Below are 21,745 nucleotides of genomic sequence, written 5' to 3'. Positions count from 1 at the left end.
AGGACACCCCAGGAGCTTCACGTGAGACTACGCAAGGCCCTCGGTGCCGCAGGCGCCCTGCTCGGTGGCACGATCGCCGCCCTGACGCTCGCCCCGACCGCACAGGCCGACAGCGTGGCGGGCGCGGACGCCCCGCCGCTGCGGTACCTCAGCTACAACATCTGCGGAAACAACTGTTCCGACGCCAAGGGTTACGACAACCAGCGGCGCATCGACACGGTCGTCGCCGAGGCGAGCGGCACCACCTGGAACGCCGATCAGATCCACCTCCAGGAGGTGTGCCGGACGCAGTTCGACGCGCTCGGCAGCCGCCTCCAGGCGTACGGCTTCCAGGGCCACTTCGCCACGGCCCTGCCCGGCGGCAACCCCGCCGTCTGCGGCGGCGCCGACTACGGCAACGCCGTCTTCGTCAAGGGCAGCGTCGCCGAGACCAAGGTGCTCGACCTGACCGTGGGCGGCGAGGCCGAGCCCATCACGGTTCCGTGCGTGAAGACGTACACCCAGAGCCGTGCCAACTGGGCCTGCTCGGTCCACCTCTACTGGAACGACGCCACGCTCCGCGAGCAGGAGGCCGCCAAGCTCGCCGCACAGGCCAAGTCCTGGCAGGACGCCGGGCTCCCGGTCGTGCTCGGCGGCGACTTCAACACCACTCCCCGGTCCAAGACGGCCTCGTACTTCTACGAGCCCGGGATCAACGACGGCGGCCTGGGCACCTTCGTCGAGGCGGACGAGACGGACGCCGACAACTTCGTGGCGGACCCGTGCTCCGACGGCCGTACCCGGTGCCGCAGCGGCGAACCCAGCTTCAACACCTCGAAGATCGACTACCTCTTCCTCTCCGCCGCCCACTTCAAGGGCGCCAAGGCGGACGTCCTTCCGCTGGACGGCCTGGTCTCCGACCACAAGGCGCTGCGCGGCGCCGCGTACTGGTCGGACTGCGGTCCCTCCGCCGCCGGCGCCGGGGCGGTCTTCCGCCGCGACGCCAAGGGCGCCCTCTTCCGCTACGCCGGCCGCGCCAACGGGACCCTCGCGGGCGCCTGCAAGGTCGGTACCGGCTGGGGCGGCATGAAGCAGGTCGTCCGTGACGGCTCCGCCGTCGTCGCCGTCGACGCCACCGGCACCCTGTGGCGCTACCCGGCCGACCCCGCCACCGGCACCTACTCCGGCAGCACCCGCGTCCAGGCCGGCACCGGCTGGACCAACGACACGCTGCTCGCCCCCGGCGACTTCTCCGGCGACGGCAAGTCCGACCTCATCGGCCGCGACGCGGCCGGCGTGCTCTGGCTCTACCCGGGCGACGGCGCCAACGGATACGGCGCCCGCAAGAACATCGGCACCGGCTGGCAGTCCTACGACACGCTGCTCGCCCCCGGCGACTTCTCCGGCGACGGCAAGTCCGACCTGATCGGACGCGACGCCAACGGCGACCTGTGGCTGTACAAGGGCGACGGCGCCGGCTCCTACAGCCCGCGCGTCAAGATCGGCAACGGCTGGCAGATCTACACCGCGCTCGCCGCCCCCGGTGACCTCAACGGCGACGGCAAGGCCGACCTGACCGGCCGCGAGGCCAACGGCACCCTCTGGTACTACGCGGGCGACGGCGCCACGTCCTACACCCCGCGCACCCAGGTCGGCAACGGCTACCCCGACGGCGAACTGCTCTTCTGACCAAGAGCCCCCCGTTTCCCCCACCTCTGCCTCCGGGACCCACTAGGGCCCCGGAGGCAGAGGCCGTCGTCCTGCTGGGAAACCCAGAGCCGACTCCCACGCTCGTGACAGGGCGGCTGCCTGACGTCCTCGCGCATGAGCGAACACGAGAACCGGTAGGAAGCACCGCCGGACCATGACCCGGCGCTGGGACTCCTCACGGGCGGCGGCGCCGCGGTCCTGGGCGCGGCGACCGCGGTCGCCTAGGCGCCGGAGGGTTCGGCGTCGGAGGCCTCGACGGGAGAGGCTTGCTACGTCCTCACCTCGGAGACCGCCGAGGGTCCGTACTACTCACCGTGCGGCGGTACGCCTTCCGCCCGATGCAGTGATCTCGCATACGCGGGCAAGAGGCCTCAGGTGGGAAGGAGTGTGCTCACCAGGACGGTTCCTCTCTGGAGGTCGGTGAGCGGGGCGCCGGAGAGATACACCATGGCGGAATGTGGAGGATCGAAGAATTCCACAGGCTGTCGGTATCGTTCGATCCGGTCCAGGGTGAGCGGGCGGACCTTTGCGCTGCTGTCCGAGGCTTCGGGCAGGAAGACTTGCCCTACCCGGGCGACTCCGCTGATGCAGCGGACGATACAGACGCCCCCGTCCTCGTCACATTGCTCGATCGAATAGACCTGCAGACTACTGGAGTCCGGCATATCGGTATGCCTCCTTGACGAATTGGGCTATCTGGGTACGGCTCAGCTTGGGTATGTCGAATTCAAGGGCGTCACTGATGTCACCAATGCTGCGGAGATTGGGGACGTGGACATCCATCGACGCAAGCATTTTCCTGGCGACATCCGACGGGAGGGTAACGCTCGCGCGTCTGGCGAGTTCGGCGGCCGGAAGCCCGACCGCCACCTCTGCTTCGGCGCGGATGACGCCCCTCTCTAGAGGGATTCCTTCCAGGGCGCTTCTCGGGATCAGGTGAACGACGGCATCGCCGAATTGTTCGGAATGTCGAGCAAAGGCGGCTGCGACGCCAGGGTCCGTAGAGGTGGGAGTGAAGCCTGATGCGGCTGTTCCGCTGCTCGCGTCGAATCCTCGGGTTGTGCCCCGGAAAAGATGCTCCTCGTCGCACGGCGCCAGCCCCAGCGGGTCGCTCCACGTGTGCGGGTTGTCGACGTATGTCGCCGGGTTCGGGGCCGGGGCCAGGCCCAAGGGGTCCTGGGAGAGGTAGCGGCCCGGTTCGGGGTCGTAGTAGCGGAAGTAGTTGTAGTGGAGGCCGGATTCCGGGTCGAAGTACTGGCCGGGGAAGCGGAGGGGGGTGTAGGCGGTGGCGGTGCGGGTCCAGGTGGTGCTGCCCCAGAGGGTGGTGCGGGCGCGCCAGGCGAGGGTGCCGGATTCGTCGACGAGTTCCGTCGGGGTGCCGATCAGGTCCGTGACGACGGCGAAGAAACGGGTCTCGTCGGTGTCGCGGCGGTGTTCCATCTGGGTGAGGGGGCGCGGGCCCGCGTGGTCCCAGGTGAGGGTGAGGGTTTCGGTGGACTGCTCGCAGAGGGTGGCGCCGTCCCAGGTGAAGTGGACGGTCTCCGTCGGGGAGTGCTTGGCGACACGGCGGCCCAGCGGGTCGTAGACGTAGCGCCATTCCGTGCCGTCGGGCGTGGTCACCGAGGTGAGGCGGTCCTCCGCGTCCCATGCGTAGCGCCAGGTGTCGGGTTTGCGGGACAGGCGGGTCTTCCGGCGGAGGACGACGCGGCCCTGGGCGTCGTGTTCGTAGCGGACCGTGCCCGCCCGGGTGATGCGGTTGCCCGTGTACGCGCGCGGGCCCGCTGCCTCCGTGGGGGCACCGGCGCCGGGCCAGGACGCGTCGGTCTGGTTGCCGGCCTCGTCGTACGCGTAGCGCTCGGTCCAGCGGTCCGCGTGCACCGCCGTCACGCGGCCCGCCCGGTCCAGGTCGAAGCGGCGCGGGCCGGCGAGGTGGTCGTCGATGCCGACCAGGCCGCCGTCGGGCCGGTAGTGGTAGGCCCGGTGCTGGAGGCGGGCACCCCGGCCCGTCACCTCGTGCGACGTCAGCCTCCCGAGCTCGTCGAACGAGGAGGTGAACGATGCGAAGTCGCCCGTCGTACGGGCCGTCTCGCGGCCCACCGCGTCATGGGCGAAGGACAACGACCGGCCCGACGTGGTCAGTCGTGTCCGCCGGCCCGCCGCGTCGTACGCCCACTCGCTCACCGCCCCGCCCGGCGTCCGACGGCCCGTCCTCCGCCCCGCGGCGTCGTAAGCGAAGGTGAGCGTGCGGCCGTTGACCGTTTCCGAGACCAACTGCCCGTTGCGGTCCCGCAGGCGGGTCAGCGTGACGTCCGGGCCCGCCGCCAAGGCCGGTTCGTCGAAGATGTCGTACTCGTACGTCGTGACCGCGCCGTCCGCGTCCTTGCGGACGACCTGGCCGAGGGCGTTCCGGTCGAAGGCGACCGTCTGGCCGAGCGCGTTCGTGCGGGCGGAAAGCCGGCCCGCCGGGTCGTACGCGTACGCCAGCGTCCGGGCGTCGAAGTCCGTCTCGGAGACCGTGCGGCCCGCCTCGTCAAAGGCGTAACTCCAGGTCAGTCCCTGTGGGTTGGTGACCCGCGTCAGCTGGAGCGCCGCGTCGTGCGCGAAGGCGTACCGCGTGCCGTCCGGTCGGTGCGGGACGTGAGGACGTCGAAGTCGCCGTAGGTGAAGGCGGTGGTGCCGCCGAGGGCGTCCGTGTGGGTGAGGCAGTTGCCCTCGCCGTCGTACGTCCAGGACTCCGCCGACCCGTCCGGTGCGATCCGGCGGGCGAGCCGGCCCTCCTGCGTCCACTCCAGGCGCGTCTCCGCGCCCATCGCGTCCGTCATGCGGACCGTACGGCCGAAGCCGTCGCGCTCGTACACCGTCGTCGCGCCCAGAGGATCGGTGACCGAGACCGGCAGGCCCGCCGGGTCCGTACGGATACGGGTGACGGCGCCCAGCGGGTCCGCGACCGACTCCAGCCGGCCCCGGTCGTCGTAGGCGAACTCCGTCCGCGCGCCCGAGGGCTCCGTCACCGACGTGCGGTTGCCGCGCGCGTCGTACGTCTGCCGGATCCTGGTGCCGTCCGCGCGGGTGACCTTCACCGGCAGGCCGAGTTCCGGGTCGTACTCCGCCGACAGCTTCCGGCCGTCGGGGCGGGTGACGGAGGAGAGCCGCCCCTCCTCGTCGTATGCGAAGAGAGTGGTGTGCCCGAGCGGGTCGGTACGGGAAAGGACCCGGCCACGGCCGTCGTGCGTGAACCGGGTGACCGCCCCGTCCGGGCCGGTCTCCGCCGTGATCCGGGCCCGCTCGTCCACCTCGAAGCGAGTCGTGCGGCCGAGCGCGTCCGTGTACGTGGACTCACCGACGTTCCACGTGAAACGTCCGGCCATCACACCGTCGCGGCCCGACTGCCAGACACAGCGGTCGTGCTCGTCGTACACGTAGTCGTAGCGATGGCCGTTGGTGTCGGTCCACGACGTCATCCGGCCGTGCTCGTCGCAGCCGAACACCGTCGGCAGGCCCGAGGAGTCCGTGACGGACGTCAGATGGCCGTCGGTGTAGCCGTAGCGCCGGACCTGCTGGCCGTCCAGCCGCAGGGCGGTGACCCGGGCCCCTTCAGTGGTCAGACGGAGCCGGTAGCCGCCGTGGTGGACGACCTCCGTGGGCGCGCCCTCCGCGTCGTACCCGAAGGTGATCCAGTTGCCGTTGCGGTCGTCGATCTGGACCAGCGCCGCCTCTTCGCCGCCCTCGGCGGTCGCGAAATGCCGGACGGCACCCGTCTCCGGGGCCGTGACGGTGTACGTGTCGCCGGACGCATCTCGGTCCAGCGCCCAGCGGCGGGCGCCGTGCGTCGGCAGCACCGGCACCCCCGGCGCCGGGTGCGGGAAGGCGAGGATGCTGCCGTCCTCGCAGAGCAGGACGACGCCCTCCGCGTCGATCTCCAGGCGCTGGTCGAGCGTGCTCGCCCAGGTGGGGCCGAACCACCGGCCCGTGCGGCGCGAGGACTCGTAGTGCCGGGTGAACAGCAGCGGCAGAGCGCCCGGGAGGGCGATGTCCGTCTGGGGCAGCACCACCCGGCCCGTCGCCATGTCGACCGGGTCGCCCTCGCACGTCAGGTCGTTGTGCGTCCTGCCCGCGGCGTCCGGGGCCTTCTCGTGCCCTCCCCTGACCGACCCCTTGCCGCCCGGCGCAGCCTCCTCCAGCCGCTCCAACTGCTTCAGGCGCGTCAGGCTCTTCAGCCCGCCCACGCCCTTCGTCCCGATCAGCTCCGGCAGCAGCCGGCCCACGAACTCGCTCGGATCGGCCTTCGCCGATCCCCAGGCGTTCTTCAGCGCCCGGTCCGGGTGCGCGGCCGTCGACGCGAGCCCGGCCAGGGTCATGCTGAGGTTCTCGTAGTAGGCGGCCGGATGCGTGATGTTGTACGGATCCAGGGGATAGACCGACCGGACGAAGTTGGTCATGCCGACGACGCCCTTGGCGACCCCGCCCGCCAGGTGCAGCAGCTCGGTGCTCTGCGCCAGGACGAGGTCCCCGGCATCCATGCGGAGGCGGTCCTTCGCCGACGGCTCGGCCGGGGCGTGCGCCAGGGCGGCGGTGATCGCGCCCTTGGCCCGCTCGGCGGCCTCGTCGCGCTGACGGCGGGCGTCGGCGAGGATCTCGCCGGCGCGGGCGCGCTGCGCGTCGGCCGGGTCGGTGAACGCGGCGGGCTCCGGCAGCGGGTCGTCGCCGGTGCGGGCTGCCTCGTAGGCGTCGACCTTCTTCTTGTACGCGTCGGCGGCCGCCTTGGAGGTGCTCTCGGCCTCCTTGTGGAGCCCGATCGCCTCGCGCGCTCTGCCCTGTGCCCAGGTCACCGTGTGCGCGTACGTCTCCAGGGCGCCGGCGGCCGCGCCGAAGGCGTCCGCCGCGCGCAGCCAGTCCGGCGGCAGGGCCCGGAACTTCTCCCGGAAGGCCTGGGCCGCCTCGCCCTTCCACTGGTCGGCCGGCAGCCCCTTGAGGCCCTTGCCGACGCTGTCGAAGGCTGACTGGAAGTCGCGGAGGTTCCGCGCCGTGGCGTTGATGTCGCCGGCCTTGCCGTGGACCAGTTCGTCGGGCTCGTCGGTCTCGCCGAGCCGTGCCTCGCCGACGGCCGCGCCGAGCTTGGAGGCAGCCTCGTCGCCCCAGTCCTCGACCTTGTCCGCCCAGCCGGCGGCGCCCACGTGCTCCAGGCCCTCGCCGACGAGGTCGGTCGCCTCGTCGACGCCCTCGCCGACCTTCCGCGTGCCCCAGTCGATCCCGTCGCCGACCGCCTCGGCGCCCTTCTCGAACAGCTCACCCCAGCCGGCCACGGCTCAGCGATCTCCCCAGTTCGGCTCCTGCGCCCGGCGGACCGTCTCCTCCGTTGGCTCCAGCTGCTCGCGCATCCGCGCGTCGATCGCCTCGCGCGCCGCCGGGTCGAGGAGTCCGGCGTTGCGCACGGTGTCGAACACGCCGTCCCCGACGTCGTACGTGGTGTCCCGCCACGCCTGCTCGACACGGCTCTGGGCGTCGCGGAACGACCCCTCGCTCCAGTCGGCGCCGTCATACGGCGACTGGTCGCGGATCTCGGCCCAGCTCTTCTGCCCGACCTCGTCCTCGGAGAGGTGCGGGTTCCCGTTGACCCCGTTCGTGACGATCTTGAACGTGCCCTTGACGTACTCCTCCTGCTCGCCGATCGCCCCGGCCGTCAGCCCGAGCGCCGTCGTGAACACGCCCGCCTTCTGCATGAGATCCCGCACGCCCCAGCCCCACCGGTCGCAGAACGTCCCGAACTCCTCGGCCAGGCCCTGGTGCCCCAGCTGCACGCCGGTCAGCGACAGCTTCGAGAAACCCCGGCCCGAGACCGCCTGCTGCCCGACCGACAGATCCTTCAGCTCCTGGTGCGCCTTGTCGATGCCCTCGGCGATCCGCCGCAGTGCGCCGTCGCCCGCCTCCAGGTCCGGGTCCGCCCCGCTCAACGCACAACCGCCGACTCCGGTACGACACCCTCGACCGGCGGGAACAGCACCCCGTCGGCGCTTCCCGCGTCCAGCGCCACCCCGGCCGGCGCCCCCGCCGTCTCCGTCAGTGCCGGCGCCAGGACGTCGAGCAGCCGGGCCCCGAGGAGCGTCCGGTACTCCCACTCCCGTGCGGCGTCCCGCTGTGCGTACGCGAAGCGGGCCAGCGCCGCCTCGTCGGAGAACGCGCAGATCCAGCGCACCCCGCCTTGCTCGGCGGTCCACGGGCTCCCGTACGGATCGACGGGCACGAGCACCGCCGTACGCCGGAATTCGCCGAGAAGCACCGCGAACGCGCGGCGCGGGTCGGTCATCGGTTCGGCCATCTGCATGCGCGTCTCCCCCTGCTCGCCCATGGAGTCGCGATGCTCGCAGGGCGGAGTTTCCGGGTGCAACGGAGATGCGCGTCTCTGTCAGGTTCGGGACGGACCGGGGTGGTGGAGACGGCGAAGGCCGCCGGCCCGGGTGGGGCGGCGGCCTTCGTGTGCGTGCGCGCGAGGGCGCGGCGTCAGTCCTTCTTCGGGTCCTCCAGGCGCGGGAAGAGGACCGCGCCCTTCGTCACCGTGGCGCCGGCCGGGAGGAGACCCCAGGTGGCGGCGTCCTGGACCGGCTGGGCGGCGAGCGTGCCCAGGGCGGGCTCGGCGCCGAGGGAGTCCCAGAGCTTCTGGGAGGTCTCGGGCATGATCGGGTTCAGCAGGACCGCGACCGCGCGGAGGGACTCGGCGGCCGTGTAGAGGATGGTCGCCAGGCGGGCCCGGCCCTCCTCCGACTCGTCCTTCGCGACCTTCCAGGGCTCCTGCTCCGTGATGTAGCCGTTGACCTGCTTCACGAAGTCGAAGATCGCCAGGATGCCGCCCTGGTAGTCCAGCTCCTCGCCGATCTTGGCGTCGGCGGTGGCCACGGCCTTCGCCAGGCCCTCCTGGATCGCCTTCTCCGCGTCGCCGTCGGCCGTCGAGGCCGGCAGCTCGCCGCCGAAGTACTTGCCGACCATCGCCGCCACGCGCGAGGCGAGGTTGCCGTAGTCGTTGGCGAGCTCGGAGGTGTAGCGGGCGGAGAAGTCCTCCCACGAGAACGAACCGTCGCTGCCGAACGCGATCGCCCGCAGGAAGTACCAGCGGTACGCGTCCACGCCGAAGTGCGAGGTCAGGTCCTGCGGCTTGATGCCGGTCAGGTTCGACTTCGACATCTTCTCGCCGCCGACCATCAGCCAGCCGTTGGCCGCCACCCGGCCCGGGACCGGCAGGCCCTGCGCCATCAGCATCGCCGGCCAGATCACCGCGTGGAAGCGCAGGATGTCCTTGCCGACCAGGTGCGTGTTGGCCGGGAACGTCTCCTCGAACTTCGCCGGGTTCTCGTTGTAGCCGACCGCCGTCGCGTAGTTCAGGAGCGCGTCGACCCACACGTAGATGACGTGCTTGTCGTCCCACGGGATCGGGATGCCCCAGTCGAACGTCGAGCGCGAGATGGAGAGGTCCTGCAGGCCCTGCTTGACGAAGTTCACGACCTCGTTGCGGGCCGACTCGGGCTGGATGAAGCCCGGGTTCGCCTCGTAGAACTCGAGCAGCTTCGGGCCGTACTCGCTCAGCTTGAAGAAGTAGTTCTCCTCCTTGAGGATCTCCACCGGCTTCTTGTGGATCGGGCACAGCTTCGTGCCGTCCTCGGCCTCGATGAGATCGCCCGGGAGCTTGTACTCCTCGCAGCCCACGCAGTACGGGCCCTCGTAGCCGCCCTTGTAGATCTCGCCCTTGTCGTACAGGTCCTGCACGAACTCCTGGACGCGGTCGGTGTGCCGCTTCTGCGTGGTGCGGATGAAGTCGTCGTTCGCGATGTTCAGGTGCTCCCAGAGGGGCTTCCACGCCTCCTCGACGAGCTTGTCGCACCACTCCTGGGGCGTGACGTTGTTCGCCTCCGCGGTGCGCATGATCTTCTGACCGTGCTCGTCCGTGCCGGTGAGGTACCACACCTTCTCACCGCGCTGGCGGTGCCAGCGGGTGAGCACGTCGCCTGCGACGGTCGTGTAGGCGTGGCCCAGGTGAGGAGCGTCGTTGACGTAGTAGATGGGGGTCGTGACGTAGAACGCCTTCGAGCCCTGCTTCTCGGATCCAGTGGCCGCCATGGTGCGAATTTTAACGGCCGGGGCGAGTCCCTCTCACACGGATAAACCCCGGGCCGAGGGGATGCCCCCCTCGGCCCGGGGCCGGGTCGATCAGTGAGTGATCAGCGGGTGATCGGTGAGTGAGCGGTGAGTGAGCGGTACGCGGTCACGCACGCGGTCGGTACGCCGTCACGCACGCGGTCACGCACGTGGTCGGTACGCGGTCACGTACGCGGTCACAGGGACCAGTCGGCGAGCAGGGCGCCGTAGAACTCGGCGTGCGGCGTCTCGACCGGCGTCGGGCCGGCGAAGTGCACAGCCGTACGAGGGGTGGCGAGCTTACGGAGGTAGTCGAACGCCTTCGTCTCCTCCTCGCCCCACACCGTGAACCGCCAGTGCGTCGCGTACGGCCGGTCCGCGGCCTCCGTCAGCGCCTGCGTCGCCGTCGTCTTCGACTCCGGCGCGCCGTCCGTCTGGAACACGACGAGCGCCGGCCGGGACGCGTCCCCGCCCGTCTCGTGGAGCGCGAGCACCTCCTCGACCGCGCGGTCGTAATTGGTACGGCCCATCCGCGGCAGCGTCGCGTTGATCTCCTCGACGCGGGTCGGCGTGAGGTCCGCCGGGCGCAGGACGGCGGTGCCGTCGATCTCCGTCGAGAAGAACACGGTCGTGACGGCGGCGTCCTCGTCGAGGTGCGCCGCCAGCGCCACGGTCTGCTCGGCCAGGCGCTGCACCGAGCCGTCCTTGAAGTACGACCGCATCGACCCGGACCGGTCCACGACGAGGTAGACGGCGGCGCGCGCCCCGGTCAGCCCCTGCTTCCCGAGGACCTCGCCCGCGGCCTCGTAGGCGTCGACGAGGTGCGGGGCGGCGGCCTTGAGGCCGGCGAGGGAGAGGGCGGGGGCGAGCTCGGCGGGGGCGGCGGCCTCGGGCTCGGGCTCGGTGTCGCCCTCGGACTCGGCCTCCGGCTGCGCGGGGGCCTCGGCCTCCGGCTGTATGGGGGTGGTGGCCGGTTCTTCGGCTGCCGCGACGAGCGCTGCGGCCTGGGGCTCGGCGGCCTCCTCCGATGCGGGGGCGTCGTCCGCGGCGGCGGGGGCGGCGCCCTGCGGCTCCTCGGCGGGCGCCTCCTCGGCGGCCGGGGCGTCGGCCGGGGTGGTGTCGCCGGTTGCCGCGACGACCGGCTCGGCCTCGGGCTCGGGGGCCGTGGTGGTGTCGGCCGGGGCGGTCTCGGTCTCGGCGCTGTCCTCGACCGAGGTGGTCTCATCGGCGGCCTCGACCACCGGCGCCGCCGCGTCAGCGGCGACGGTCGGCTCGGCGTCGGCCTCGACGACGGTCTCCGGCTCGGCCTCGGGCGCGGTCTCGGTCGCGGACTCCGCGGCCTCCGCCTCGGCAACCTCTGCCGCCGGCTCCGTAGGGGCCTGCTCCGGCTCCCCGTCGGCTTCAGCATCGACGACCGTCGCCTCAGCCTCGGCGGCCGGCTCCGTCGCCTCGGCGTCCGCCTCATCCGCGGCCTCGGCCGTCGGCTCGGCCTGCGCCGCATCTCCGGCGTCCGCCTGCTCGGTCTCCGGCTCGGCGTCCGCCGCGGCCTCAGCCGCCGGCTCAGTCTCGGTGTCGGCCTCTACGTCGGCCACAGGCTCCGGAGCCTCGGCGGCCGGCTCGGCCTCGGCCTCTGCCACGCCCTCTGCCACGGGCTCTGCGTTCGCCTCGGCCACGGGCACCTCGGCGTCAGCCACCGGTTCAGCCGCAGCCTCGGCTACCGGCTCGGCCTCCGCCGCCAGCACCTCAGCCTCAGCCGCCGGCTCAGCCTCGGTCGTCGCCTCACCCTTGGCCTCTTCCTCAGCCACCGGCTCCGCGACTGCCTCGGCCGCCTCCTCGGCCACCGGCGCCTCGGCCTCAGCCACAGGCTCGTCGTCACCCTCAGCCTCGGCTACCGGTTCCGCCTCAGCCTCTGCCTCAACCGCGGCCTCAGCCTCAGCCTCGGCCACCGGCTCAGCCTCGGCCACGGGCTCCGCCTCGGCCACGGGCTCCGCCTCAGCCACCGGCTCCGCCTCAGCCACCACCGAGGCCTCCGCCACGGCCTCAGCCGCGGCCTCCGCCACAGCCTCGTCCCCGGCCTCCGCCTCGACCGCCGGCTCCGACCCGGCCTCTTCTCCCTGGCGTGCCTGCGGGATCAGCGGGTTGTCGAACGAGGCCGCCACCAGGTCCGCCGCCGCGCGCTCGGCCGCCGACTGGGCCGGGACCGTCGGCTGGGCGGCCGGAGCCGGTGTCTCGGTGGAGTCGGTGGCGGGCTCCGGTGCGGGCTCGGGGGCGGCGGCCTGGGCCGGGACCGACGTGGCCGGGGTCGGGGCCTGGGGTTCCAGGGTCGTCGCGGTCGTCGTGCGGTCGCGGCCGAAAACCTTGCGCAGCAAGCTCCGGATACCCATGGGCGAACCCCTTCGCATGAGTTGGGTGCGGTATGCGTCCTTCATCCCTGGCCAGGGCGGACACGTAAGGTTAGCGGCCGCCGTTCCCGGCCCCTACGACCCGGGCGGCCCCTGTCGCCCAGTGTTCATCAGCCCGCCCCCGGGGCCGCCCCCGGCCCCACGCCGAGGCCCTCCCGGAACCGCACGAACTGCTCCTCCGGATCCCCGGTGTACCCCCACGGCACCCACGCGGCCCGCGTTCCGAGCAGTCCGAGCAGTTCCCGGGCGATCTCCACCTGGCCCGCGTAACAGGCCGCGTGCGCGAGGTAGTTGAGTTCGGCGACCTCTTCCGGGGCGACGGGGGCGACCGGGGCGCCGTCTCCCTTGCCGCCGTCTCCCCTGCCGCCGATCCAGCGGGCGTGGGTGCGGCGCAGCTCGGTGACCGCGAGTTCGTGCTTCCAGTGCTGGTCGAAGCCGCGGACCGGGCCGCGGCCTAGGGCACCGTCGGCGATGTAGCGGTATTCCTCGACGCGGGCGATCTGGACGAGGACGGGGAGCGGGGAGCCGGGCGGGGCGACGCCGGCGGCGTCGCGGGCGAAGTCGTACATGGCGCCGTGGGTGCCGTGCCAGCGGGCGGACCAGTAGCGCAGGACCTGGGTGTGGCCTTCGAGGTTGTACGGGTCGCGGTGGCGCAATTCGTCGAACCAGCGGCGCAGTTCGCGGCGCGGCACCCCGCCCTCGTACAGCCGGGCGACGGAGAGCAGCGACACCCAGGGCATGGGGTCGCGCGGCGCGGCCCCGGCGGCCGCGAGGCAGGCGTCGACGGCGGCGTCGACGCGGCCGCGGTCGACGGTGGCGCCGCGGCCCGCGGCGATGGCGGTGTCGAAGACGCGGACGACCTCGGTGGCGGCCCGGAGCACGGCCGCGTCCGGGTTGCCCGGTTCGGCGGCGCGCCAGGTCTCGACGGTGGCGCTGCCGGCGGCGGCGTGCGAGAGCAGCCGCAGCCGGTGGGTGCGGCGGGCCCAGTCGTCGCCGGTGGCGGCGAGCAGGTCGCGGACGCCCTGCCAGCGGCCGATGACCATGTCGTGCCGGGCCTCGGTGAGCGCCCGGTCGCCGAAGTCCGGGTCGAAGTCCGGTACGAACCCCCGGCCCTGCCGGGCCGAGCGGCGGCGCAGAGCGGCCATCCCGGTACCCCCTCTCGAACGAAGACCGAAGACGGAAGACGGAAGCCGACGGCCGGGGACCGCCAGGAGGCGGCGCCCGTGGCCGTGGCGGAGTCAGAAGTCGGTGGCCGGGGACTCGTCCGCGCGGCGGGCGCGCGGCGAGTCCGGGGAGCTGAACGTCCCGGCGGCGGCCAGTGCCGCGACCGCGTCGAGCGGGGCCGGGCGGTAGTAGGCGCTGCCCTTCCTCACGTACACGAGCAGCGGTACGACTCCGGCGGCGAGCCCGCCGAGTCCGATGATCAGCGCGCTCACGGAGAGCTCGCTCAGCGACTCGACGAACGCCCACAGCATGAACGCGGAGCCGAGCAGCGGCCACACGCCGCCGAGGACGAAGTCCTTCACGGAGGTGAGCAGCAGCTTCTTGTACGCGACGACGGCGGCGATGCCGGCGAGCGCGTAGTAGAACGCGATCTGGAGGCCGATCGCCTTCACCGCGTCGCCGAGCACCTCCTGCACCGAGTCGGCGGCGGCCGAGGCGGCGAAGAGGACGAGCGCGGCGGCGCCGACGGTCAGCACGGCGACCCACGGGGTGTTCCAGCGGCGGTGCACGAGGCCGAGGGCCGAGGGCAGGGTGCGGTCGCGGCCCATCGCGAAGAGCGTGCGGGTGACCTGGATGAGGGTGGTCTCCAGGGTGGCGACGGTCGACAGGAGCACGGCCAGGATCAGCATCTTGCCGCCGACGCCGGGCCAGATCTCCTCGCCGAGGACGGCGAGCACGTTCGCGCCGCCGTGCTCGATCTGCTCGGAGGTCAGCAGCACGTTGACGGCGACGGTGAACGTGACGAAGAGGAGGAAGACGGTGCCGACGCCGACGAGCGCGGCGAGTCCGGCCGTGCGGCGGCTGTCCCGGGTCTCCTCGCTGAGGTTGCTGGTGACGTCCCAGCCCCAGTAGTAGAACGCGGCGATCAGCGCGCCCGACGCGAAGCCGGAGGCGCCGCCGAAGTGGCCGAGCCCGAACCACGACCAGTCGAAGGCGGTGGCGTGTCCGTGGTGGGCCAGCGCGCCCAGGACGAAGACGACCAGGATCGCCGTCTCCACGCCCGACAGCAGCAGCTGCGCCCGCACGGTCAGCCGCGCGCCGCCGAGGACGACGAGCAGCATCATCAGGAACCAGCCCGCGCCGACGACGGTCGACAGGGCGGTGTTGTCGGCGTGCCGCGGCGCGAGGAGGGAGAGCGTGAGGGTGCCGGCGGGCAGCGAGCCGGCGACCATGAAGACGGTCGCGGCGAAGACCAGCGCCCAGCCGGACAGGAAGCCGAGGAACGGGTGGAGGGTGCGGCCCACCCAGGAGTACGCGGCGCCCGCGTTGACGTCGATCCGGCCGAGGCGCGCGTACGCGAGGACGATCCCGAGCATCGGTATCGCGCAGTAGAGCAGCGCGGCGGGCCCGGCGAGACCGACCGCTCCGAAGAGCACCGCGGTCGTCGCGGCGAGTGAGTACGCGGGGGCACTTCCGGCCACGGCCATCGTGATGGTGTCGAACGTGCCGAGGGCGTTCGGCTGGAGCCCTCTGCCGGGGCCCTTGCCGGGGCCTCTGCCAGGGACTTTGCCTGAAGGTGTGCGCATACGGTTCGTCCTCGGGGCGCGTGGGGGGAGGGGCGGGGAGAGCGGACGCAGGGCGAAGTGACCGTGCCACGGGGTCGCTTGGGGGGCGGCTTGTGGCCGGAACGGAGCGTGGATCACGGTGAATTCGAGCGCATCGTAGTCGTACCTGTGAGTTTCGGTAACGGCGGTGGGAGGGTTCGGTTCCGCAACCGCCGGTAAGGGCTTCCGTACGCCCCTTTGGTCGCGTTTATTTACGCCGGCACGGGCTCGCCCACGCGCCCGCGCCTACGAGCCCGCTCTCACGCACCCTCTCCCGTTCCCGTCCCCTCTCCCGCACCCGCCCCGCCCTCACTTCCGCGCGCCCGGCGTGGCGATCGCCCGGGCCGCCCGCACCTCCTGGCGCAGTGGTTCGAGCACCCCGTCCTCGTCGCCGCCGAGGTCCGCCCGCACCTCCTCCAGGACGTCGCTGGAGCGCAGTCCGTCGGCGAGTTCCCGCAACTGACGTTCCACGGCGGCGACCTCGTCCGGTTCGGGCGCGGGCGCGCCGTGGTCGACGCGGATGCGGGCGGCGGTCGTCGCGTCCACGATCCGTTCGACGGCGATGGCGAGCGGCCACCAGGCGGCGGCCAGGTCGCCGGCGGGCGGCGGCTCGGTCAGCGCGCGCTGGAACTCCGAGCGCACGGTCGACATGTCCCGGTACAGCTTGCGCCGGGCCCGGTGCCGGGCGGCCGTCCCGCTGTCGGTCACGAAGGCCAGGTGGACGTACCCGGCCGTGTCCGCGACCGCGTCCGCGAGCCGGTCGGCGACCCGGGTGTGCCAGGACTCCGGCCACAGCAGGTAGCCGGCGACGAGCGCGATGCCGCAGCCGATGAGCGAGTCGTAGAGGCGGGGCAGGACCAGGTGGAAGCCCTGGCGGTTGAGCAGGTCGGAGAGGAGCAGGATGACCGGGGTGATGGCCGCGGTCTGGAAGGCGTACCCCTTCGCGGAGAACGCCGGGATCAGCGCCGCGAGCACCATCATCACCGGCACGTCCCACCAGCCGCGCGGCACCGCGGCCAGCACCGGCGCGGCGATCAGCAGTCCGCCGGCGGTGCCGAGGGCGCGCAGCACCGCGCGCGAGAAGACGGAGCCGAAGTCGGGCTTCATGACGAAGGTGACGGTGAGCGCGACCCAGTACGAGCGGGGTACGGCGATCAGCGAGACGAGCGCCTGCGCGAGCCCGATGCACAGCGCGAGCCGCAGCCCGTAGCGCCAGGACGCACCGGACAGCAGCACTCCGCGCGTGGTGCGCCGCATCCGGACCCGCAGGGCGGCGGGGCGGCCGAGCCGGTCGTCCACGTTGTACGGCCGGGGCTCGGCCTGATGTACGACCGTCGCCGCGTGCCGTACGGCGGCGTCGACGGCCTTGTCGGAGGGGCGGCGGGCCTCGGGCAGGTCCAGGGCCGGGGTGCCGCGGCGGTCCAGCTCGACGGCGTCGGCCATGTCCCGTACCGCCGCCGGGATCTCGGGGGCCAGCGGGCGGTGGAAGCGGCGGGCCGCGAAGTGGGCGGCGGGCGCGGCCTCCAGGATCGGGATGACGGCGTTGAGCTGGGAGAGCAGCCGGACGAGGGTGGGCGCGCGGCCGTGCTGGCGGGTGCGGCGGGCGAGCACGAGGTCGTACGACTGGTTCAGCGAGTCGGTCACCACCTGCCGCTGCTCCTCGTACGCGTCGCTGCCGGCCGCTTCGAGCAGGTCGGCGATGGCGCGGTAGGTGCGGGCCACCGCCGCCCGCTCCGGCTGTTTGCCGCGGAACGGCCAGCCGAGGAGGGTGAGGGCGAGGACGACGACGCCGCCGAGGCCGAGCAGCAGCGGCGCCTTCCACCAGGGATCGGGCAGCGGCAGGCCGGCGCCGACGACGGCGTTGAGCAGCAGGAGCAGGCCGGACACGGAGGCGACCGCGCCGATCGACGAGATCATCCCGGAGACGAGCGCGACGAGGGTGAGCGCGGCGACCGCGAGCCAGCCCTGGCCGTGCACGAGGGTGCCGAGGGTGACGCCGAGCGCGCCGAACAGCTGCGGGACGGCGATGTTGAACACCCGCATGCGGTACGCGTCGGCCGTGTCGCCGATGACGCCGGACAGGGCGCCCATCGACACGAGCGCGCCGAACGCGGTGTGGCCGGTGGCCATCCCGACGGCGAGGGGCGCGGCGAGCGCGACGGACGCGCGGGCGACGGCGGCCCACGGCACGGGCGTGGGCTGCGGGCGCAGGCCGGCGGTGAGCCAGGCGGGTGGTGCGAGGCGGGCGGCGCCGGAGGTCCGTGCGTCCGGCGCGGGGCGGTCGGTCCGTGCGGGGGACGCGTGGCGCGCGTCCCTTGCGTTCCGTCCGGTCCGTGCGTCCCGTGCGTCCCGCGCGTCCCGTGCGTTCCGTGCGTTCCGTGCGTTCCGTGCGGTTCTGCCCATGCGGCCAACCTACGACGGGGGCGGGGGCGCCCGGCCGGCCAGGGGGTCAGCTGCGGTAGCCCTCCACCTCCTTCGGCGGGCGGACCGCCGCCGTGTCCGGGTCCTCGCCGAACTCGGCCTTGGCGCGGCGCTGGCGCAGCAGGTCCCAGCACTGGTCGAGCTGGACCTCCAGTTCGGCGAGGCGGGACCGCTCCTCGTCGAGGAGGCCGCCGGTGCGCTGCCGCAGCGCGCGCTCCTCCTCGACGAGGGCGCCGATGTTCTGGAGGATCTCGTCGTTGTCCATGCCCTCCAGCGTGGCCGATGGGAGCCCGGTGCGCAGTTCGGGACACCCGTCGGGGACGCCGTGCGGACGAGGGTCAGTGCCGGAGGGCCTGGGCGACCTCGGCCTTGGTGGCGCCGGACAGCGTGCGATTGCTCCGTGCGGTACCGGACTTGGCGGCGCCGGCGCCGACGCCGTCGATGTTCAGGACGACGGCGTCGAGCAGATTGCCGTTCTTGTCGCGGAAGTTGACCCAGATCGTGTAGTCGGCGGCCTTGCCGGTGGGGTTGGTCGCGGTGATCGTGGCGACGGTCCGGTCGTTGTCGGTGGAGGTGGGGCCCGCGGTGACGTCGCCCTTGGCGTCGATGCCGTTCTTGACCTCGTTCATCTTCTGCTGGGCGGCCGAGGCGACCGCGGCGGTCGCGGAGGAGACGATGCCGCCGGCCGCCTGCTTGGCCTGGTCGCAGCCGGTGAGGGCGGGGAGCCCGAGAGCGAGGGCGGCGAGCAGGGCGGCCGCCGTGGTCGTACGCCTCATGCGGTGCGGCCCTCCTTCTTCCCGTTCCTCCCGTAGGACTCGTCCGCGGCCAGCGCCCAGATGACGAAGACGGACACGGCCATCGAGAACAGCGCCCACCACGGCTGGTACGGCAGGAAGAGGAACTGGGCCAGGATGTTCAGCGCGGCGAGCGCGGTGCCCGCGACCCGGGCCCATCCGGCCTCCTTGAGGATCCCGATGCCGGCGATCGCGACGACGACGCCGAGGCAGAGGTGGATCACGCCCCAGGACGTCAGGCTGAACTTGAAGACGTAGTCGCCGAGGCGGGCGTAGACGTCGTTCGAGGCGAGGCCGGCGATGCCCTGGAAGACGTCCATGATGCCGGTGACCAGCATCAGCACACCGGCGAAGAGGGCGCCACCGGAGGCCCAGGAGGCGTGCGGCGAGGCGGTGTTCTGGCTCATGGGCCCATCGTCGGAGCGATCGTTGGGCGGCGAACCTTCTGCTGGGCCGTACGGGTGAGGGGCCGGGACCGCCGGCTGATCCACTTGCGGGGCGTGCGGGCCGGGTGTGCCCTGGAGGGTGCAGGAAAGGCGCGCTAGGCGCAAGGCGCGGGAAAGGAGTCTCCGCCATGGCCGCACACGCAGCGGTACGACCCGCCCGGAGGCAGCAGCTGAGCACGCACGGCTGGGGTCTGCCCGTCCTCCTCGGCATCTCCTACGGCCTGTACGCCCCCGTCATCGCCCGGCGCGGTGGGCCGCTGAGCTGGGGCCAGTTCTGGCTCGGCCTGATCAGCGGCGTCGCCGTCGCCGTCGGCGTCTGGGCCCTGCGCCGCTACGGCCGGACGCTGCCGCGCGAACTGCGCGCGGCGGCCTGGGGAGTCCTGGTGGGCGGCGCGATCGGCTTCCTCTTCAGCCTCTCCGACCACAGCGTCCTGTCGTCGTCCATCCTCGGCCTGATCGTGGGCGGCGGCGTCACCATGGGCTCGTACTACCTCTTCTACACGCACGAGGACGCGAAGGGCCGGCCGGCGCCCTACTGAGAAGCCGGGCAGGCGCGACGGCGGGACCGCCCGACTGAGGGGCTCGGCGACGGCGGGCCGGACCCGCCACCTCGCTCCGACGGCCCGAACGTCTCCTCTCCGACGGCCCGAACGCCTCCGCCCGCCGCGCGGCGCAGGCGTTCGGGCCGTCGTCCCTCAGCCGGCGCGCGGCGTGGTCTGCTGCACCGCCCACCGGTTGCCGTCCGGGTCCGCGAAGTACACGAACGACCCCCACGGCAGATCGGCGATCGCGCTCACCTCGACCCCCCGCGCCGTCAGCTCCGCGTGCGCCTCCTCGATGTCCGCGACGACGACCTGCATGTTGTCGAGCGAACCCGGCTCCATCTCCGTGATCCCCCGCCCGAAGGCGATCGAGCACGCCGAGCCGGGCGGCGTCATCTGCACGAAGCGGATCGCCTCGCTCACCGTCACGTCGTGATCGGCCCGGAACCCGACCCGCTCGTAGAACGCCTTGGCCCGGTCCACGTCACTGACCGGGACCCCGACCAGCTCCAGTCTGATGTCCATGCGGGCATCATCCGACGGGCGGCGCGCGGCCGCCCGTCGGAATCCGTCAGTCCAGCCGCAGGTCCGCCAGTCCCGCCAGTTGCTGTTCGAACGGGACGACCTCCTCCTCGGCCTCCTCGCGGGCCGGGCGGGCCGCGACCAGGGTGGCGAACTCGGTGCCGGCGCGGGTGATGCGGGCCGGCAGGCCCTCGGTGTACTCGTCGCCGGTGGAGCCCCAGTCCTCCGAGGCCGCGTAGACGGCGGTGGGGGAGACGGAGGCGCGGAGGTAGGCGAAGAGGGGGCGCAGGGCGTGGTCGAGGACGAGGGAGTGGCGGGCGGTGCCGCCGGTGGCGCCGAGGAGGACGGGGACGCCGGTGAGCGCGGCCGGGTCGATCAGGTCGAAGAAGGACTTGAACAGACCGCTGTAGGAGGCCGTGAAGACCGGGGTCACGGCGATGACGCCGTCCGCGCCGGTGACCTTGTCGATCGTCTCCTGGAGCTTCTCGGACGGGAAGCCGGTGACGAAGTTCTTCGCGATGTCGACGGCGAGGTCGCGCAGTTCGACGACCTCGACGTCGACGGCGTACTCCTGCTCGGCCAGCCGGTAGCGGGCGGCCTGGAGGAGCCGGTCGGCGAGCAGCCGGGTGGAGGAGGGGCTGCTGAGGCCGGCCGAGACCGCGATCAGCTTCAGGGTGCGCACGGTCAGACCTCCTTGGTGGTGACGGCGGGGTGGAGCGGGGCGGTGGCCGGGACGTCCGCCGGGCGGAGGTTGTCGAACTCCTTGCGGAGCACCGGGACGACCTCCTCACCGAGGATGTCGAGCTGCTCCAGGACGGTCTTCAGCGGCAGGCCCGCGTGGTCGACGAGGAAGAGCTGGCGCTGGTAGTCGCCGACGTAGTCGCGGAAGGACAGGGTGCGTTCGATGATCTCCTGCGGCGAGCCGACGGTCAGCGGCGTCTCGCGGCTGAACTCCTCCAGGGACGGCCCGTGGCCGTACACCGGCGCGTTGTCGAAGTACGGGCGGAACTCCCGCACCGCGTCCTGCGAGTTCTTCCGTACGAAGACCTGCCCGCCGAGGCCGACGATCGCCTGCTCGGGCGTGCCGTGGCCGTAGTGGGCGTACCGCTGGCGGTAGAGGCGGACCATCTTCTCGGTGTGCTGCTTGGGCCAGAAGATGTGGTTGGCGAAGAAACCGTCACCGTAGTAGGCGGCCTGCTCGGCGATCTCCGGGGAGCGGATGGAGCCGTGCCAGACGAACGGCGGCACGCCGTCGAGCGGGCGCGGGGTGGCCGTGAAGCCCTGGAGCGCGGAGCGGAACTTGCCCTCCCAGTCGACCACGTCCTCCCTCCACAGCCTGTGGAGGAGCGCGTAGTTCTCGATGGCGAGCGGGATGCCCTGGCGGATGTCCTGGCCGAACCACGGGTAGACCGGGCCGGTGTTGCCGCGGCCCATCATCAGGTCGACGCGGCCGTCGGCGAGGTGCTGGAGGGTCGCGTAGTCCTCGGCGATCTTCACCGGGTCGTTGGTGGTGATCAGCGTCGTGGACGTGGACAGGATCAGGTTCTCGGTGCGCGCGGCGATGTGCCCGAGGAGCGTGGTCGGGGAGGACGGCACGAACGGCGGGTTGTGGTGCTCGCCGGTCGCGAAGACGTCCAGGCCGACCTCCTCGGCCTTGAGCGCGATGGCGACGGTGTTCTTGATCCGCTCGTGCTCGGTGGGGGTACGGCCGGTGGTGGGGTCGGTCGTCACGTCGCCGACGGTGAAGATCCCGAACTGCATCGTGCTCACCTCTCGCCTTTCGATCACTACTGGTTGAATCTTAAACCATCGCGTCCAACGGTGCACCCCCGCGCCGTATTCCCCGGCCCCCTCCCGCCGGCCCGTACCCTGATGGGCATGGCCGATTTCGACATGGAGCGCTGGAAGGAGCGGGGCGTGATGCTCCGCGTCTTCGTGTACGTCTTCGTGACGCACGCCCTCGCCGGGTTCATCTGGCTGCTCTTCTACGTGGGCGAGCACGCCCCGAAGTAGCCGCGCGGCAGCCGCTCCGCAGGG

Annotated in this window: 17 protein-coding genes and 1 pseudogene; 3 read left to right on the top strand and 15 right to left on the bottom strand. The window is 72.4% G+C overall.

The annotated features are described in order from the left end of the window. The first annotated feature begins 21 nt into the window (after positions 1–21). A complete protein-coding gene (locus ACFYU9_RS22225; protein ID WP_389345777.1) occupies positions 22–1,668 on the top strand; it encodes an endonuclease/exonuclease/phosphatase family protein in 1,647 nt (548 codons plus the stop codon). Positions 1,669–2,060: 392 nt separating this feature from the next. Here ACFYU9_RS22225 and ACFYU9_RS22220 read toward each other — a convergent pair whose 3' ends face one another. From ACFYU9_RS22220 to ACFYU9_RS22165, 12 genes and pseudogenes are all read right to left on the bottom strand, one after another. After that, positions 2,061–2,354, bottom strand: a complete 294-nt coding sequence (locus ACFYU9_RS22220; protein WP_389345776.1) for a hypothetical protein — start codon at positions 2,352–2,354, stop codon at positions 2,061–2,063. Beyond that, positions 2,338–6,992 (bottom strand): annotated as a pseudogene (locus ACFYU9_RS22215) (putative T7SS-secreted protein). Before ACFYU9_RS22215 ends, ACFYU9_RS22220 begins: the two are co-directional and overlap by 17 nt. Before the next feature lie 3 nt (positions 6,993–6,995). Beyond that, complete coding sequence (locus ACFYU9_RS22210; RefSeq protein WP_389345775.1) at positions 6,996–7,640, bottom strand: hypothetical protein; 645 nt, start codon at positions 7,638–7,640, stop codon at positions 6,996–6,998. After that, positions 7,637–8,035: an SseB family protein gene (locus tag ACFYU9_RS22205; RefSeq protein WP_389345774.1), complete on the bottom strand. Its 399-nt coding sequence runs from the start codon at positions 8,033–8,035 to the stop codon at positions 7,637–7,639. The genes ACFYU9_RS22210 and ACFYU9_RS22205 overlap by 4 nt, the downstream gene beginning before the upstream one ends. Before the next feature lie 152 nt (positions 8,036–8,187). Continuing rightward, positions 8,188–9,795, bottom strand: a complete 1,608-nt coding sequence (gene metG / locus ACFYU9_RS22200) for a methionine--tRNA ligase (RefSeq protein ID WP_389345773.1) — start codon at positions 9,793–9,795, stop codon at positions 8,188–8,190. Between the two features lie 215 nt (positions 9,796–10,010). Next, complete coding sequence (locus ACFYU9_RS22195) at positions 10,011–12,197, bottom strand: VWA domain-containing protein (RefSeq protein ID WP_389345772.1); 2,187 nt, start codon at positions 12,195–12,197, stop codon at positions 10,011–10,013. A gap of 128 nt (positions 12,198–12,325) precedes the next feature. Continuing rightward, the gene (locus ACFYU9_RS22190; protein WP_389210958.1) at positions 12,326–13,360 is read right to left on the bottom strand and encodes a hypothetical protein; all 1,035 of its coding nucleotides are present in this window, start codon (positions 13,358–13,360) and stop codon (positions 12,326–12,328) included. A 93-nt stretch (positions 13,361–13,453) separates the two neighbouring features. Next, the gene (locus ACFYU9_RS22185) at positions 13,454–14,866 is read right to left on the bottom strand and encodes an APC family permease (RefSeq protein ID WP_389345911.1); all 1,413 of its coding nucleotides are present in this window, start codon (positions 14,864–14,866) and stop codon (positions 13,454–13,456) included. A 426-nt stretch (positions 14,867–15,292) separates the two neighbouring features. After that, complete coding sequence (locus ACFYU9_RS22180) at positions 15,293–17,173, bottom strand: FUSC family protein (RefSeq protein WP_389345771.1); 1,881 nt, start codon at positions 17,171–17,173, stop codon at positions 15,293–15,295. 259 nt (positions 17,174–17,432) lie between these two features. Continuing rightward, the gene (locus ACFYU9_RS22175) at positions 17,433–17,669 is read right to left on the bottom strand and encodes a DUF2630 family protein (protein ID WP_389210963.1); all 237 of its coding nucleotides are present in this window, start codon (positions 17,667–17,669) and stop codon (positions 17,433–17,435) included. A gap of 73 nt (positions 17,670–17,742) precedes the next feature. Continuing rightward, entirely contained in the window at positions 17,743–18,180 is a 438-nt protein-coding gene (locus ACFYU9_RS22170; protein ID WP_389210965.1) for a hypothetical protein, read from the bottom strand. Beyond that, positions 18,177–18,605 (bottom strand): hypothetical protein, encoded by a 429-nt coding sequence (locus ACFYU9_RS22165; protein ID WP_389210967.1) that lies wholly within the window; start codon positions 18,603–18,605, stop codon positions 18,177–18,179. Before ACFYU9_RS22165 ends, ACFYU9_RS22170 begins: the two co-directional genes overlap by 4 nt. Positions 18,606–18,772: 167 nt before the next feature. Between ACFYU9_RS22165 and ACFYU9_RS22160 the strand changes: the two genes are divergently transcribed. Further along, positions 18,773–19,183, top strand: coding sequence for a hypothetical protein (locus ACFYU9_RS22160; protein ID WP_389210969.1), 411 nt, complete (start codon positions 18,773–18,775; stop codon positions 19,181–19,183). A 156-nt stretch (positions 19,184–19,339) separates the two neighbouring features. Here ACFYU9_RS22160 and ACFYU9_RS22155 read toward each other — a convergent pair whose 3' ends face one another. Genes ACFYU9_RS22155 through ACFYU9_RS22145 form a run of 3 tightly spaced genes read right to left on the bottom strand, consistent with a single transcriptional unit; the run spans position 19,340 to position 21,469 of the window. Beyond that, on the bottom strand, positions 19,340–19,711 hold the full coding sequence (locus tag ACFYU9_RS22155; RefSeq protein ID WP_389210971.1) for a VOC family protein: 372 nt from the start codon (positions 19,709–19,711) through the stop codon (positions 19,340–19,342). A gap of 46 nt (positions 19,712–19,757) precedes the next feature. Next, positions 19,758–20,390 carry an FMN reductase gene (locus ACFYU9_RS22150; protein WP_389210973.1) on the bottom strand — a complete coding sequence of 211 codons (633 nt, stop codon included), beginning with the start codon at positions 20,388–20,390 and terminating at the stop codon, positions 19,758–19,760. Positions 20,391–20,392: 2 nt separating this feature from the next. Next, complete coding sequence (locus ACFYU9_RS22145) at positions 20,393–21,469, bottom strand: LLM class flavin-dependent oxidoreductase (protein WP_389210975.1); 1,077 nt, start codon at positions 21,467–21,469, stop codon at positions 20,393–20,395. Positions 21,470–21,586: 117 nt separating this feature from the next. On the opposite strand from ACFYU9_RS22145, the gene ACFYU9_RS22140 reads away from it, so the two are divergent. Further along, positions 21,587–21,721 (top strand): DUF6126 family protein, encoded by a 135-nt coding sequence (locus tag ACFYU9_RS22140; protein WP_389210977.1) that lies wholly within the window; start codon positions 21,587–21,589, stop codon positions 21,719–21,721. Positions 21,722–21,745 lie beyond the last annotated feature (24 nt).

Source organism: Streptomyces sp. NPDC004327, assembly GCF_042873935.1.
Taxonomy (GTDB): Bacteria; Actinomycetota; Actinomycetes; order Streptomycetales; family Streptomycetaceae; genus Streptomyces.
Note: the sequence above shows the minus strand (reverse complement) of the source record. Positions and strands in the feature narration are given on the sequence as shown.

Excerpts from the sequence above, each read along its gene's own strand:
- ACFYU9_RS22220 (WP_389345776.1), bottom strand. The coding sequence starts at position 2,354 with ATGCCGGACTCCAGTAGTCTGCAGGTCTATTCGATCGAGCAATGTGAC.
- ACFYU9_RS22205 (WP_389345774.1), bottom strand. The coding sequence starts at position 8,035 with ATGGGCGAGCAGGGGGAGACGCGCATGCAGATGGCCGAACCGATGACC.
- metG (WP_389345773.1), bottom strand. The coding sequence starts at position 9,795 with ATGGCGGCCACTGGATCCGAGAAGCAGGGCTCGAAGGCGTTCTACGTC.
- ACFYU9_RS22195 (WP_389345772.1), bottom strand. The coding sequence starts at position 12,197 with ATGGGTATCCGGAGCTTGCTGCGCAAGGTTTTCGGCCGCGACCGCACG.
- ACFYU9_RS22190 (WP_389210958.1), bottom strand. The coding sequence starts at position 13,360 with ATGGCCGCTCTGCGCCGCCGCTCGGCCCGGCAGGGCCGGGGGTTCGTA.
- ACFYU9_RS22185 (WP_389345911.1), bottom strand. The coding sequence starts at position 14,866 with ATGGCCGTGGCCGGAAGTGCCCCCGCGTACTCACTCGCCGCGACGACC.
- ACFYU9_RS22175 (WP_389210963.1), bottom strand. The coding sequence starts at position 17,669 with ATGGACAACGACGAGATCCTCCAGAACATCGGCGCCCTCGTCGAGGAG.
- ACFYU9_RS22170 (WP_389210965.1), bottom strand. The coding sequence starts at position 18,180 with ATGAGGCGTACGACCACGGCGGCCGCCCTGCTCGCCGCCCTCGCTCTC.
- ACFYU9_RS22165 (WP_389210967.1), bottom strand. The coding sequence starts at position 18,605 with ATGAGCCAGAACACCGCCTCGCCGCACGCCTCCTGGGCCTCCGGTGGC.
- ACFYU9_RS22160 (WP_389210969.1), top strand. The coding sequence starts at position 18,773 with ATGGCCGCACACGCAGCGGTACGACCCGCCCGGAGGCAGCAGCTGAGC.
- ACFYU9_RS22155 (WP_389210971.1), bottom strand. The coding sequence starts at position 19,711 with ATGGACATCAGACTGGAGCTGGTCGGGGTCCCGGTCAGTGACGTGGAC.
- ACFYU9_RS22145 (WP_389210975.1), bottom strand. The coding sequence starts at position 21,469 with ATGCAGTTCGGGATCTTCACCGTCGGCGACGTGACGACCGACCCCACC.
- ACFYU9_RS22140 (WP_389210977.1), top strand. The coding sequence starts at position 21,587 with ATGGCCGATTTCGACATGGAGCGCTGGAAGGAGCGGGGCGTGATGCTC.